This window comes from Pseudoalteromonas sp. SCSIO 43201 (assembly GCF_023716725.1).
Taxonomy (GTDB): domain Bacteria; phylum Pseudomonadota; class Gammaproteobacteria; order Enterobacterales; family Alteromonadaceae; genus Pseudoalteromonas; species Pseudoalteromonas peptidolytica.
This window is the reverse complement of record NZ_CP072683.1, coordinates 257,045-270,224: the sequence shown is the minus strand read 5'-3', so window position 1 is coordinate 270,224 and position 13,180 is coordinate 257,045. Positions and strand designations below refer to the sequence as shown.

Below are 13,180 nucleotides of genomic sequence, written 5' to 3'. Positions count from 1 at the left end.
CTAATTTAGTTAAAAACTAAAATTAAGCTTTCTTAGGACGTTCAATAACGTCAACTAGCATCCAAGATTTTTTCTTAGAGATTGGCGCACATTCGCGAATAGTCACGACGTCACCTGTGAGTAGCCGTGTTGTTTTCATCGTGTGCGTGCAACTTAGTTGTACGCTTGATGCTTTCTTTTTATAACGAGTACCGTAGATCGGGTGCTTAATACCAATTTGACTTAATACTTGCTCAATTTGAATGAGTAAATCTGACGTTCGATAGCCATTTATAAAAATTATCCAGGAACGCAAAAGCCCCAGCATGTGCTGGGGCTTTATCAAAAGTCTAATTTAGTTAAAAACTAAAATTAAGCTTTCTTAGGACGTTCAATAACGTCAACTAGCATCCAAGATTTTTTCTTAGAGATTGGCGCACATTCGCGAATAGTCACGACGTCACCTGCTAGTGCCGTGTTGTTTTCATCGTGTGCGTGCAACTTAGTTGTACGCTTGATGAACTTACCGTAGATCGGGTGCTTAACCTGACGCTCGATAGCAACAACAATTGATTTGTCCATTTTATCGCTTACTACACGACCTTGAAGAGTACGGATCTTATCGCTCATTATGCACCTGCCTTCTGGTTAATAACCGTTTTAACACGCGCAATGTTGCGACGTACTTTTCTCAGTTCGTGAGTTTGAGCTAGCTGACCAGTGCTCGCTTGCATGCGCAGGTTAAACTGCTCACGAAGTAGCTCAAGAAGTTCAGCATTTAGCTCTTCTACGCTTTTGTCTTTTAATTCGCTAGCTTTCATTACATTACCGTCCGAGTTACGAAAGTTGTCTTGAATGGTAGTTTACGAGAAGCAAGGTTAAATGCTTCACGAGCAAGCTCTTCAGAAACACCTTCCATTTCGTAAAGCACTTTACCAGGTTGAATTTCAGCAACCCAGTATTCAACAGAACCTTTACCTTTACCCATACGAACTTCAAGCGGCTTTTCTGTAATTGGCTTATCTGGGAATACACGGATCCAGATTTTACCTTGACGCTTGACGTGACGTGTCATAGCACGACGAGCTGCTTCGATTTGACGAGCAGTCATACGGCCACGGCCAGTCGCTTTCAAGCCGAAAGAACCGAAGCTAACTTTGTTACCGCTGGTAGCCAGACCACGGTTGCGGCCTTTGTGTACCTTACGGAATTTTGTACGTTTTGGCTGTAACATTAGTCGCTACCTCTTACTTAGCACTTTTTTTAGCTTTCTTCGGCGCACGTTTAGCTGGCTTCTCTTGCTCTTGAACTAGTGGAAGACCACCAATTACTTCGCCTTTGAAGATCCAAACCTTAACACCGATGATACCGTAAGTGGTCAAAGCTTCTGAAGTTGCGTAGTCGATATCAGCACGTAGAGTGTGTAGAGGCACACGACCTTCACGGTACCACTCAGAACGTGCGATTTCAGCACCGCCTAGACGGCCGCTTACTTCAACTTTGATACCCTTCGCACCTAGACGCATTGCGTTTTGTACTGCGCGCTTCATAGCACGACGGAACATAACACGACGCTCTAACTGAGAAGAAATACCGTCAGCAACTAATTGTGCATCTAGCTCTGGCTTACGTACTTCTGCGATGTTGATTTGCGCAGGTACACCAGCAAGCTTAGTTACAGCTTGGCGAAGCTTTTCAACATCTTCACCTTTTTTACCGATAACAACACCAGGACGAGCTGTGTGAATTGTTACACGGATTGATTTAGCTGGACGCTCGATAACGATCTTAGCTACAGAAGCACTTTTCAATTCCTTAGTAAGGTATTGACGTACTTTGTGATCGCCAAAAAGCTGTTCAGAGAAATCTTTTGTATTCGCGTACCAAGTAGATACCCAAGGCTTTGAGATACCTAGGCGAATACCAGTAGGATGAACTTTTTGTCCCATTACTTATATCTCCTAGCTATCCGATACCACAACAGTGATGTGGCTTGTACGCTTAAGGATGCGGTCTGCGCGTCCTTTAGCACGTGGCATAATGCGTTTCATTGTAGGACCTTCGTCTACAAATACTTTAGCCACTTTAAGCTCATCAATGTCAGCACCTTCGTTGTGCTCCGCGTTCGCGATAGCAGACTCAAGTACTTTCTTAACTAATACAGCCGCTTTCTTCGGGCTGTACGCCAGGATTTCTAGCGCGCGATCAACCGGAAGTCCACGGATCTGATCTGCCACTAGACGTGCTTTCTGCGCCGAACCAGAGGCGAATTTGTGTTTAGCTAATGCTTCCATCATACCCTCCGATTAACGTTTCTTAGCTTTCTTATCCGCAGCGTGACCGCGGTAAGTACGTGTAGGTGCAAATTCACCTAGTTTGTGACCGATCATTTCGTCTGTGATGAACACAGGAACGTGCTGACGACCATTATGGACAGCGATGGTCAATCCGATCATGTTAGGTATGATCATTGAACGACGGCTCCAAGTTTTAATTGGCTTCTTGTCACCGCTTTCCAACGCTTTCTCTACCTTCTTCAGCAAGTGTAGGTCAATAAATGGACCTTTCTTGAGAGAACGTGGCATGGCAATTCCTCAACTATTATTTAGTACGACGACGTACGATGAACTTATCAGTACGCTTGTTCTTACGAGTCTTGTAACCCTTAGTAGGTACGCCCCATGGAGATACAGGGTGACGACCACCAGAAGTACGACCTTCACCACCACCGTGTGGGTGGTCAATCGGGTTCATGGCAACACCACGAACTGTAGGACGGATACCACGCCAACGATTTGCACCAGCTTTACCTAGTGAACGTAGCATGTGCTCTGCGTTACCTACTTCGCCAAGAGTCGCACGACAATCAGACTCAACCTTACGAACTTCACCAGAGCGAAGACGTAGTGTTACGTATTGACCTTCACGAGCAAGGATCTGTACGTAAGCACCAGCAGAACGTGCAATTTGTGCACCTTTGCCAGGTTTAAGTTCAACGTTGTGTACTGTAGAACCTACAGGGATATTACGCATAGGTAGTGTGTTACCAACCTTGATTGGTGCATCAACACCAGATTGGATTGCATCACCTGCTTTAAGACCCTTAGGTGCAATAATGTAACGACGCTCACCGTCTGCATATAATACAAGAGCGATGTTTGCGCTACGGTTTGGATCGTACTCTAGACGCTCAACTTTAGCAGGAATGCCATCTTTTGTGCGTGTAAAGTCGATTACACGGTAGTGTTGCTTATGACCACCACCGATGTGACGAACCGTGATACGACCGTTGTTGTTACGACCGCCTGATTTAGAGTTTTTCTCTAGTAGCGGAGCGTAAGGCTTACCCTTGTGTAGATCAGGGTTAACCACTTTAACGACGTGACGACGACCCGCAGAAGTTGGTTTACACTTTTGAAGTGCCATAATTCTAACTCCCCTTATTACTCGGCGCCGCCGACAAAGTCTAGCTCGCTACCTTCTTTAAGAGTAACGTATGCTTTTTTCCAATCGCTACGACGGCCAAAACGCATACCAGTACGCTTTGTCTTACCCTTAACATTTAGAGTGCGAACACCAGTTACTTCTACTTCGAAAAGCTTTTCAATAGCAGCTTTAATTTCTGCTTTGTTTGCATCTTTTGCTACTTTGAAAACAATCGTGTTGTTTTCTTCAGCAGATACAGTGCTCTTCTCAGAGATGTGTGGAGCAAGGATTACTTTTAAAAGACGTTCTTCACGGATCATGCTAGCGCCTCCTCAAGTTGCTTAACAGCAGCAGCAGTAATCAGAACCTTATCGAAAGCGATTAGGCTTACTGGGTCGATGCCAGCTACGTCACGCGTGTCAACCTTGTACAGGTTACGTGCAGAAAGGAATAGATTCTCATCTACTTCTTCAGTCACGATTAGTACGTCTTTAAGCTCAAGTTCTTTAAGCTTAGCTACTAGTTCTTTAGTTTTTGGTGCTTCTAGACCAAAATCTTCAACAACTACTAGACGATCTTGACGAACAAGCTCAGAAAGAATGCTCTTGATCGCACCGCGATACATCTTACGGTTAACTTTTTGGCTGTGATCTTGCGGCTTAGCTGCAAAGCTCACACCACCGCTGCGCCAGATTGGGCTGCGGATTGTACCAGCACGAGCACGGCCAGTACCTTTTTGGCGGAATGGTTTCTTACCACCACCGCGTACTTCAGAACGTGTCAGTTGAGCTTTAGTACCTTGACGAGCACCTGCTGCGTAAGCAACAACTACTTGGTGTACTAATGCTTCGTTAAACTCACGTCCAAAAGTAGCTTCGGAAACTTCAAGCGCACCAGCGCCTTTAATTGCTAATTCCATCACTAAATCTCCAGGACTTATGCTTTAACAGCTGGTTTAACGATAACGTCACCGCCGATAGCGCCAGGTACTGCACCTTTAACTAAAAGCAAGTTACGCTCTGCGTCAACACGTACTAGTTCAAGGTTCTGTGTCGTAGAACGAACATTACCCATTTGACCGGCCATTTTCTTACCTTTGAAAACTTTACCAGGAGACTGGTTTTGACCGATTGAACCAGGAGCACGGTGAGATAGAGAGTTACCGTGAGTTGCGTCTTGCATGCTGAAGTTCCAGCGCTTAACACCACCTTGGAAACCTTTACCTTTTGAAGTACCAGTAACGTCTACTTTTTTCACTTCAGTGAAAAGTTCAACAGTTAGCTCTGAACCTACTTCAAATTCACCTTCACCGCCGTTAAGACGGAATTCCCACAGGCCGCGACCCGCTTCAACGCCAGCTTTAGCGAAGTGACCCGCTGCTGGTTTGTTTACACGGCTTGCTTTTTTCTCGCCTGCAGTAACTTGAAGCGCGTTATAACCGTCAGTTGCGTCAGATTTGATCTGCGTAACACGGTTAGGAGTCGCTTCGATAACTGTCACAGGGATAGATACACCATCTTCAGTGAAGATACGTGTCATACCCACTTTACGACCGACTAGACCTAATGCCATTTTCCTAAAACCTCTCTAATCTTCCGATTAACCCAGGCTGATTTGAACATCAACACCAGCAGCAAGGTCTAGGCGCATTAGCGCGTCTACAGTCTTGTCAGTTGGTTCTACGATGTCGATCAGACGTTTGTGGGTGCGGATTTCATACTGATCACGCGCGTCTTTGTTAACGTGCGGAGAGATCAATACTGTGAAACGTTCTTTGCGCGTAGGTAGTGGGATTGGACCACGAACCTGTGCACCAGTGCGCTTCGCTGTTTCCACGATTTCCGCCGTTGATTGGTCAATCAAACGGTGGTCAAAAGCTTTTAGGCGAATACGAATGCGTTGATTTGACATTCTTAAACCTCAAATAAAAAGAGCATTTAAAAAGAGCATAAAAAAACGACCGAGACTAGCTCAATAATTTCTGAGAAGTCGGTTGTTAATTTATTTCTACCATTGAACTCACAATTGGAGTTCCTGTTCATATGGTCTGAAATCCAGACCTTTCATTTACTTTCAAAGACACTATGGTCAAGAAAGTCTGCATATTATAGTGATATTGGTGATAAATGCAACAACTATTATAAAGTAATTTTATGACCGTAAAATAACCAGCGTTTAGGCGCAGCCTTAGCAACTTTAGAGTAAAAGCAACCTGCACAAACAGCTTTCTATCATTGTCCGTTAAGATAACTGTGCTACTTTTTAAAGCATCAAAAAACAGAGCAAGATGGCTGAAAATAGCAGTTGAAATGGTCAGTCCAGTTAAATCTTGGTATTCTATAATTAATGATAATTGTTCGGTATTTCCATGCAGATTTTTTCTTATTTGCTCACCACTATCGCTCGTTGTAGCAATTGGCTTTTCGTCAAAAGTAAAGTATTGCCAGAAAATCCCATTAATGACTATGAGCTTGACCCAAGCATACCTACTTTTTATGTGGCGACGTTAGATTCAACTTCAGATATGGTCGCGTTGGATATAATGTGTAAGAAGCTTGGCTTGCCAAGACCTTCCCAAAAAGAAAAAATAGGAAATAAAGAGCTCAACCGGTTTGTTGGGATCCAAGCGCCACCGAGCGTATTTGGCAATAGCCACAAGCCAAGCAATGCCCTTGCTCATAGCAAGGCAATTTTTGAAGCGTTAAAAGCCGATATCAATCAAAATGTCCAAGTTATCCCTGTGACTATTCTTTGGGGTAGAAATCCAGGCAAAGAAAAACCAGGTGTGGGCACGCTGTTATCAAATTCACTGACCCCAAGCTGGTTGCGAAAGTGCTTTGTAGTGATATTTTCAGGTCGTGACAACTTTGTTCGATTTTCACGCCCTATTGAACTTAACCAACTACTTACTGATAAAGCCGATGTTGAAGAGCTTCCTCATAAGCTTTTACGCGTTGCCAGAGTGCACTTTAGACGCCAAAAACTCGCAGCAACTGGACCAAAGCTCCCTTCTCGTGAGCAACTATTCAGTTCAATATTGGCATCACAAAGTATCAAAAAAGCCATTGCCGACGAAGCCAAAGCAAAAGGCCTTAGTCAAGAAGAGGCACGCTTACAAGCATTATCTTTACTTGATGAAATCGCGGCGAATTATTCCGATGCCATGGTGCGCGTAGCAGATAGGGCTCTGACTTGGCTTTGGAATAAACTTTATAATGGCATTGAGGTAAATAACTCAGATAAAGTCCAAGCACTTGCTGATAAAGGTCATGAAATCATCTATGTCCCCTGTCATCGTAGCCATATGGACTACTTACTACTTACCTATGTCATTTATCACCAAGGCTTAGTGCCTCCACATATTGCGGCAGGTGTTAATCTTAATTTCTTCCCTGCAGGCCCTATTTTTAGACGCAGCGGTGCTTTCTTTATTCGCCGCTCCTTTTCTGGAAATAAGCTGTATTCTGCGGTATTCAAAGAGTACCTCAGCCAGCTCTTCATTAAAGGCTACTCTGTCAAATTTTATACCGAAGGTGGGCGTAGTCGCACAGGTCGCTTATTGCCACCAAAAACGGGCATGCTGGCTATGACGCTCCAGTCTATGCTAAGAGGTATCGATAGACCTATTTCGCTAGTACCTGTTTACCTCGGTTATGAACATGTGATGGAAATCAATACGTACCTAAAAGAGTTAGCCGGCAACAGCAAAAAAAATGAGTCTATATTTGGCATTTTTAAGGCTATTAAGAATCTGAAAAATTACGGACGAGGCTACTTAAATTTTGGCGAGCCAATTTCTGTCAATCAATTTTTAAACGAACAGCAGCCTGACTGGCGTGCATCAATCCACCCAACAGAAGCGCAAAAGCCTGTGTGGCTAAACAAACAAGTGGCTGATCTCTCTGAGGTGATCATGACCGAGATAAATAACTCTGCAGCGCTTAACTCTGTCAACCTTCTTGCCACAATATTGTTAAGTAATGAACAGTTTGCATTACCAAAGCCGCAGCTATTACAGCAGCTCGAATTGTACCTAGAGTTACACAGACAAGCCCCCTATCACAACAATGCTACAATCCCAGCTTGTAGTGCTGAAGCACTCTTGAGTCATGCTTTAAAGCTCGATAAGTTCGATGTCATTGACGATAGCTTTGGTAGCATCATCAGTGTTAAAGAACATGAGCGTGCGCTGCTAAATTATTATCGAAATAATATTCTTCATTTATTTGCAGTACCTAGTTTAATAGCGCAACAGCTTTTCAACCGCTACAGCTTAAGCATTGATGAATGCAGAAAAGAAGTTGAGTTGCTATACCCTTTATTCGCTAAAGAGTGGTTTTTAACCGATCTTCAAGACAATTATATCGAATCTATTTTATCCTTCTTTGCAGCCCAGAAGCTTATTTCATTTGACGGACATCTGGCTTCTGTTAACAAAGAGGGGGCAGCCTTAGCTCAACTTGAAATGCTAGGTAAAGTGATCCATTTGACCCTAGAGCGTTATGCAATCACCATCAACCTAGTTAAACACCATCAGGGCTTGAGTCGCAGTGAGCTCGAAAGCGAGAGCGCACTACTGGCCGAGCGACTTGGGACATTGCATGGAGTCAAAAGCCCCGAGTTTTTTGACAAGAAAGTACTAAGCGCTTTTGTTTCTAGTTTGAAAGAGCAGGGCTTTATTGAGCAAGATGAAGGTACAGGTATTCGTGGCACAACGACTTTGCTGACATTGGAGCAACATTTAAAAGCACTCCTTCCTGCTAGGATTTATCAGTCCATTCAACATATCGTATAAAGGTAAAAGGCCCATGTTTTAGGGCCTTTTTACCAACTTGCTTAATTAAGCGAGCTACTTTGAGACGAGAAAACCTTATTGGTAGCACCGTCGCCACCTAAGTACCTACACCCATGAGAGCAAGAAATAACTTTGCTATTTAGTTGTTCTAAATAAGAAGTTCTTTATACTCTTGCCGTTCTAGCAGTCCAAACTTGCGTTGCAATCAAGGAAATCACCATCATTGCTGCACCAATGTCTAGATAGTACATTTGATGTGGCCATACTAACGACACGCCAGCAATCGCAATAACTCCTCTTATCAATGGCTTCAATTGAGACTCTGCATATCCATAAATTGCAGCAACCAGTGCATAGATACCGATGAGGGCAGTAAAAAATATTTGCATCACTTCAACGTGAGTACCGCCTATAAAAGGAGTGTAAGCAAATAATAGTGGCACTATATATAAGGCTTTAGCTGTCTTCCATGCTTCTACTCCCGTTGCCATTGGTGGAGTTTTTGCGATCCCTGCCGCAGTAAAGGCTACCAAGCACACCGGTGGGGTCACGTTACTATCTTGCGACAGCCAAAAGATAATCATGTGCGCTGATAGAAGCATCATCGCCAAGTGCGAGGCATCGAATTGATTGCTACGAATAATCTCAATAGCTTCTGGTGGTAACCCAGCCAGTATAGTCATGACCTCATTGGCGCTGGTTGTAGGCAAGTTATAAATTTCACTGAGGCTTGGCGCCATCATCTGCATCATCATGTTCGCGGTATCGTTGAGTTGGCCGTTGACTATCACCTCTACCAATGCAGATTGACTGATCAATCCGTACAGTGCAGGCGCTGAGAGTGTCGCTAACACAATATAAGATGCCGTAACAGGTAAGCCCATTCCAACGATTAGAGATGCCAATGCAATCAACACCAGCAACAACATCAAATTCGACCCAGCCCATTCATTGATCATCAAAGAGAAAGTAACCCCAAGTGAGCTGATAGATATAGAATTAATAAGCACACCTATGGTTACCAATAACACCGCTGTTTTGGCGCTATTCTCTGTTGCCGAGGCAAGTGCTGCGAGTACTTTTGAATAACCCATTGGCGTGCGAGACACCAAAGAAAATAAGTATACACTGAGGGTTGCAATACTAACGGCGTAGGTGGGTGTAAAGCCATAAACCATAAGTGCAACCAGCAGCAATATAGGTAACAGATGATGCCAACCCGCTTTTAACTCTTGCCATGCACTCAATTGCTCGGCGTGTTCTGGTGGTTTAATACCTAATCGCTTTGCCTGAATTCTTACAAAAATAGCAATGGAAGCAAAGTACAGTATCGCTGGCATAAACGCCGCCGCAATAATTGTGAGATATGGGATCTGCGTGTATGAAGCCATCACAAACACACCGGCTCCCATAATTGGTGGGATCAACTGGCCACCAGTTGAGGCTCCAGCTTCAACAGCAGCGGCAAATTTTGCCGGAAATCCGGCTTTCTTCATTAAAGGGATTGTGATCACACCAGTTGCAGCTGTATTGGCAATCGCAGATCCAGACACTGACCCCATCATGCCTGAACTCACCACAGCAACCAAACCTTGGCCACCAACCATGCGCCCAACAAGTGCGTTAGATAGACGAATAATAAAATCACCGGTTCCCGCTTGAACTAAAAAGCTACCGAACAGGATGAACATAAATACGAATGTCCAAGAGATCTTGGCAATAGGCCCAAAGAGCCCGTCATCAAAATAATTTCGAAACAGTATTGTTTCAGCGCTGAGTCCTGCAAAATGAAAAATACCGTCAATATATTGACCAAGAAACAATACATAGCTCATCGCCAGCATGATCATAACGGGAATAAACCATCCCATACTTCGACGAACTAACTCTAGCGCCACTAACGTAGCGGTAATCGATGCTAGCCAGTCAGCTGTTGCAAATTCATAGTTACGTGCTGCCAATGCGTCACTATAGAGCACGAGATAGCCACAACTGAGTACTAAGCTTACACATAGCCCAACATCAATCACATGAGCAACCCATGTCCATCTGCCACTATTAAGCGGCACAGTCAGTAATAAAAAGCTCCCAAACAACATAAAGTGAATGGCTGAAATATAATTGTCTGGCCAGGTAGCAACTAAATTAAAATAAAGATGTAAGAGGCTTGTGATTACCGCCAAATAGAAAGCTAGCCTTGCTTTGTTACTCTGGGGCTTTGTTGGTACTACTAAACTATCCGGCTCATTTTTGATACTACTCATTGGTACATACTGTCTCACTTTGCTTAACGACCAGCACTACTGCAGGTGGGCAGGTATCTCGATACCTATTTCTCGATAATATTTTAGTGCCCCTGGGTGTAATTTAGCAGGGAGTCCTATTAACGCTTTTTCAATTGCCATTGCCTTGGTTGCTTTATGGATAGTCTGTAAAAAAACCAAGTTTTCATAAATCGTCTTAGTAAGAAGGTAAACATCTTCTTCGTTCATGTCTTTGTGAACAGCAAGGAAATTAGGCTGGGCAATCGTTTTGATGGCTTGGGTTTGACCTGGATAGGTGTTCGCTGGAATTTCGAAACGAGACCACAGTTCAGTCCCACCATTTACTTTTTGTAGCTGCTCATCCGTAAAATCAAGCACAGTTATCCCTTGAGCATCAGCAGCGTAAGCACTTGTGATAGCACTAACTGGCACGCCTGCGGGAATATTCATCCCTGCAATTTGACCGTTTTGTAACGCATTAGCAGAGCCTGCATAGCCTTTATGAACCAAAGTGAATTTCTCACTATCAATACTTAGTGCAGCCATAATGTGCTTGCCCGATCCTTCCGTGCCTGAATTACGTTTACCAATACCAAACCCTTGCGAGTAAAGATTTTTTAAGTCTGACACATTACCCGTTTTGGCATACTTTTTATCAATTACAAAGTGCTCAACATTCTGCCAAAGCATAGTTACCGAACGCAGATAGTCTTGCTTTCCTGCCGTGGACATCGCCCCTTCGCCTTGCGTTGCCCAAGCGCCATAAAGTCCTTGTAAGATAGCCAGTTCCGCCTCTTTATTTCGCATTAGTTTTAGATTATCACCCGAACCTGCTGAGGTTATAGCAGATACACTCATACCATACTGTGGCGTGATTTTAAGTTTGGCTAATGTCGCAATTGCAACCCCCACAGGATAAAACGTTCCCCCTGATGATGCTGTTGCAAGAATATAAGATCTCTCCTTATCGACTTTGGCATAACTGGTAAAAGTACATAGGGAAATTGCAGTACTGAGCACAGCAACAATCACTCGGGTTGATAGAGCTAACATGATTTCACTTCCTAATCTTATTTTTTTATACAGGCTTATTTTGCACATCTTTACGAATTTAACCAAATTTTTACGTCAATGGAGGCAAAGTATTAAAGCTAATTGGTATAACTTATAGAATAGGCTAATTGAGTGGTTAGAATGTGGATTTTAGTTCATCAAAAAGATATATCGGGAGATTGTTGTGCGGTTCTTATGGATAATGGGGATATGTGTTGATTATGACAATCCATATATTGTAAGCGGGCCACTCTCATGCCTATATACGTATTACCTTTGATTTTCTATAGGCATTAAAAAAGGCCGCTTTCGCGACCTTTTTTACAGTGTATTGCTACAACCTAAAGCTTATGCTTCGATTGTTGCTACAACACCAGCACCTACTGTACGGCCACCTTCACGGATAGCGAAACGTAGACCTTCGTCCATCGCGATTGGTACGATTAGCTCAACAGTCATCTTGATGTTGTCGCCAGGCATTACCATTTCTACGCCGTCTGGTAGCTGGATGTCACCAGTTACGTCTGTTGTACGGAAGTAGAACTGTGGACGGTAACCTTTGAAGAAAGGAGTGTGACGACCACCTTCATCTTTCGAAAGTACGTATACTTCTGAAGTGAACTTCGTGTGTGGAGTGATTGAACCAGGCTTCGCTAGTACTTGACCACGCTCTACTTCATCACGCTTAGTACCACGTAGTAGTGCACCGATGTTCTCACCCGCACGACCTTCGTCTAGAAGCTTACGGAACATTTCAACACCCGTACAAGTTGTCTTCGTAGTTTCTTTGATACCTACGATTTCAACTTCGTCGTTCACGTTGATGATACCAGCTTCAACACGGCCTGTTACTACTGTACCACGACCCTGGATTGAGAATACGTCTTCGATAGGCATGATGAATGGCTTATCGATGTCACGCTCTGGCTCTGGGATGTAAGAATCTAGTGCTTCTGCAAGCTCAACGATCTTGTCTTCCCACTCTTTCTCACCTTCAAGTGCTTTCAGCGCTGAACCTTGGATTAGAGGTAGGTCATCACCTGGGAAGTCGTACTCAGAAAGTAGTTCACGTACTTCCATCTCTACTAGCTCTAGAAGCTCTTCGTCGTCAACCATGTCACATTTGTTCATGAATACGATGATGTAAGGTACACCAACCTGACGAGAAAGTAGGATGTGCTCACGTGTTTGAGGCATAGGACCGTCAGTAGCTGCAACTACTAGGATCGCGCCGTCCATCTGTGCAGCACCAGTGATCATGTTTTTAACATAGTCAGCGTGTCCTGGACAGTCTACGTGTGCATAGTGACGAGTTGGTGTGTCATACTCAACGTGTGAAGTTGAGATTGTGATACCACGCTCACGCTCTTCTGGAGCGTTATCGATTGATGCGAAGTCTTTTGCTTCACCACCGTATACTTTTGCAAGTACGTTAGTGATTGCTGCAGTTAGAGTTGTTTTACCGTGGTCAACGTGGCCGATTGTACCTACGTTTACGTGCGGTTTTACGCGTTCAAACTTTTCTTTTGCCATGACGAAACCTATAAGTTTTGTGTATCTAGATTACATATAAAAATAATCCACGGCGAATGTGGACTAGAATTATTCAGTCTATTATAAATATTTTTTCGACAATTCAAAGGAAGTATTTGAGAAGATTCTT

Annotated in this window: 16 protein-coding genes; 1 reads left to right on the top strand and 15 read right to left on the bottom strand. The window is 43.7% G+C overall.

The genetic code is table 11. The features are described 5' to 3' along the window. Positions 1-22 precede the first annotated feature (22 nt). Genes rpsQ (J8Z24_RS01155) through rpsJ form a run of 12 tightly spaced genes read right to left on the bottom strand, consistent with a single transcriptional unit; the run spans position 23 to position 5,316 of the window. Positions 23-295, bottom strand: a complete 273-nt coding sequence (rpsQ, locus tag J8Z24_RS01155) for a 30S ribosomal protein S17 (RefSeq protein ID WP_167508225.1) — start codon at positions 293-295, stop codon at positions 23-25. A 56-nt stretch (positions 296-351) separates the two neighbouring features. Continuing rightward, positions 352-609: a 30S ribosomal protein S17 gene (gene rpsQ / locus J8Z24_RS01150; RefSeq protein ID WP_125251479.1), complete on the bottom strand. Its 258-nt coding sequence runs from the start codon at positions 607-609 to the stop codon at positions 352-354. After that, entirely contained in the window at positions 609-800 is a 192-nt protein-coding gene (gene rpmC, locus J8Z24_RS01145) for a 50S ribosomal protein L29 (protein WP_058031280.1), read from the bottom strand. The genes rpsQ (J8Z24_RS01150) and rpmC overlap by 1 nt, the downstream gene beginning before the upstream one ends. Then, a complete protein-coding gene (gene rplP, locus J8Z24_RS01140; protein ID WP_095728988.1) occupies positions 800-1,213 on the bottom strand; it encodes a 50S ribosomal protein L16 in 414 nt (137 codons plus the stop codon). The genes rpmC and rplP overlap by 1 nt, the downstream gene beginning before the upstream one ends. Before the next feature lie 13 nt (positions 1,214-1,226). After that, positions 1,227-1,928, bottom strand: coding sequence for a 30S ribosomal protein S3 (gene rpsC, locus J8Z24_RS01135; protein WP_010376374.1), 702 nt, complete (start codon positions 1,926-1,928; stop codon positions 1,227-1,229). A 12-nt stretch (positions 1,929-1,940) separates the two neighbouring features. Then, positions 1,941-2,273 (bottom strand): 50S ribosomal protein L22, encoded by a 333-nt coding sequence (gene rplV, locus J8Z24_RS01130; protein ID WP_010376375.1) that lies wholly within the window; start codon positions 2,271-2,273, stop codon positions 1,941-1,943. Between the two features lie 12 nt (positions 2,274-2,285). Further along, complete coding sequence (gene rpsS / locus J8Z24_RS01125) at positions 2,286-2,564, bottom strand: 30S ribosomal protein S19 (protein WP_010376377.1); 279 nt, start codon at positions 2,562-2,564, stop codon at positions 2,286-2,288. A gap of 16 nt (positions 2,565-2,580) precedes the next feature. Further along, positions 2,581-3,405, bottom strand: coding sequence for a 50S ribosomal protein L2 (gene rplB, locus J8Z24_RS01120; protein ID WP_010607737.1), 825 nt, complete (start codon positions 3,403-3,405; stop codon positions 2,581-2,583). 17 nt (positions 3,406-3,422) lie between these two features. Further along, positions 3,423-3,725: a 50S ribosomal protein L23 gene (gene rplW, locus J8Z24_RS01115; protein WP_095728987.1), complete on the bottom strand. Its 303-nt coding sequence runs from the start codon at positions 3,723-3,725 to the stop codon at positions 3,423-3,425. Then, positions 3,722-4,324, bottom strand: coding sequence for a 50S ribosomal protein L4 (rplD, locus tag J8Z24_RS01110; protein ID WP_125251478.1), 603 nt, complete (start codon positions 4,322-4,324; stop codon positions 3,722-3,724). The genes rplW and rplD overlap by 4 nt, the downstream gene beginning before the upstream one ends. A gap of 17 nt (positions 4,325-4,341) precedes the next feature. Next, a complete protein-coding gene (gene rplC, locus J8Z24_RS01105) occupies positions 4,342-4,977 on the bottom strand; it encodes a 50S ribosomal protein L3 (protein ID WP_010376387.1) in 636 nt (211 codons plus the stop codon). A 27-nt stretch (positions 4,978-5,004) separates the two neighbouring features. Beyond that, complete coding sequence (gene rpsJ, locus J8Z24_RS01100; protein ID WP_010376390.1) at positions 5,005-5,316, bottom strand: 30S ribosomal protein S10; 312 nt, start codon at positions 5,314-5,316, stop codon at positions 5,005-5,007. Between the two features lie 457 nt (positions 5,317-5,773). Here rpsJ and plsB point away from each other — a divergent pair, with 457 nt between their 5' ends. Then, positions 5,774-8,200: a glycerol-3-phosphate 1-O-acyltransferase PlsB gene (gene plsB, locus J8Z24_RS01095; protein ID WP_252095128.1), complete on the top strand. Its 2,427-nt coding sequence runs from the start codon at positions 5,774-5,776 to the stop codon at positions 8,198-8,200. Between the two features lie 164 nt (positions 8,201-8,364). Here the strand turns inward: plsB and J8Z24_RS01090 are convergent, their stop codons facing one another. The 3 genes from J8Z24_RS01090 to tuf all read right to left on the bottom strand — a co-directional run bounded on the left by J8Z24_RS01090 (position 8,365) and on the right by tuf (position 13,050). After that, on the bottom strand, positions 8,365-10,464 hold the full coding sequence (locus J8Z24_RS01090; protein ID WP_252095127.1) for a TRAP transporter permease: 2,100 nt from the start codon (positions 10,462-10,464) through the stop codon (positions 8,365-8,367). 36 nt (positions 10,465-10,500) lie between these two features. Further along, a complete protein-coding gene (locus J8Z24_RS01085; protein WP_176033320.1) occupies positions 10,501-11,517 on the bottom strand; it encodes a TAXI family TRAP transporter solute-binding subunit in 1,017 nt (338 codons plus the stop codon). 348 nt (positions 11,518-11,865) lie between these two features. Beyond that, on the bottom strand, positions 11,866-13,050 hold the full coding sequence (gene tuf / locus J8Z24_RS01080; RefSeq protein ID WP_128732244.1) for an elongation factor Tu: 1,185 nt from the start codon (positions 13,048-13,050) through the stop codon (positions 11,866-11,868). Between the last annotated feature and the right edge of the window lie 130 nt (positions 13,051-13,180).

Excerpts from the sequence above, each read along its gene's own strand:
- plsB (WP_252095128.1), top strand. The coding sequence starts at position 5,774 with ATGCAGATTTTTTCTTATTTGCTCACCACTATCGCTCGTTGTAGCAAT.
- rplC (WP_010376387.1), bottom strand. The coding sequence starts at position 4,977 with ATGGCATTAGGTCTAGTCGGTCGTAAAGTGGGTATGACACGTATCTTC.
- J8Z24_RS01090 (WP_252095127.1), bottom strand. The coding sequence starts at position 10,464 with ATGAGTAGTATCAAAAATGAGCCGGATAGTTTAGTAGTACCAACAAAG.
- rplV (WP_010376375.1), bottom strand. The coding sequence starts at position 2,273 with ATGGAAGCATTAGCTAAACACAAATTCGCCTCTGGTTCGGCGCAGAAA.
- rpmC (WP_058031280.1), bottom strand. The coding sequence starts at position 800 with ATGAAAGCTAGCGAATTAAAAGACAAAAGCGTAGAAGAGCTAAATGCT.
- rpsS (WP_010376377.1), bottom strand. The coding sequence starts at position 2,564 with ATGCCACGTTCTCTCAAGAAAGGTCCATTTATTGACCTACACTTGCTG.
- rpsQ (WP_125251479.1), bottom strand. The coding sequence starts at position 609 with ATGAGCGATAAGATCCGTACTCTTCAAGGTCGTGTAGTAAGCGATAAA.
- rplP (WP_095728988.1), bottom strand. The coding sequence starts at position 1,213 with ATGTTACAGCCAAAACGTACAAAATTCCGTAAGGTACACAAAGGCCGC.
- rplD (WP_125251478.1), bottom strand. The coding sequence starts at position 4,324 with ATGGAATTAGCAATTAAAGGCGCTGGTGCGCTTGAAGTTTCCGAAGCT.
- rpsJ (WP_010376390.1), bottom strand. The coding sequence starts at position 5,316 with ATGTCAAATCAACGCATTCGTATTCGCCTAAAAGCTTTTGACCACCGT.
- rplB (WP_010607737.1), bottom strand. The coding sequence starts at position 3,405 with ATGGCACTTCAAAAGTGTAAACCAACTTCTGCGGGTCGTCGTCACGTC.
- rplW (WP_095728987.1), bottom strand. The coding sequence starts at position 3,725 with ATGATCCGTGAAGAACGTCTTTTAAAAGTAATCCTTGCTCCACACATC.
- rpsC (WP_010376374.1), bottom strand. The coding sequence starts at position 1,928 with ATGGGACAAAAAGTTCATCCTACTGGTATTCGCCTAGGTATCTCAAAG.
- tuf (WP_128732244.1), bottom strand. The coding sequence starts at position 13,050 with ATGGCAAAAGAAAAGTTTGAACGCGTAAAACCGCACGTAAACGTAGGT.
- J8Z24_RS01085 (WP_176033320.1), bottom strand. The coding sequence starts at position 11,517 with ATGTTAGCTCTATCAACCCGAGTGATTGTTGCTGTGCTCAGTACTGCA.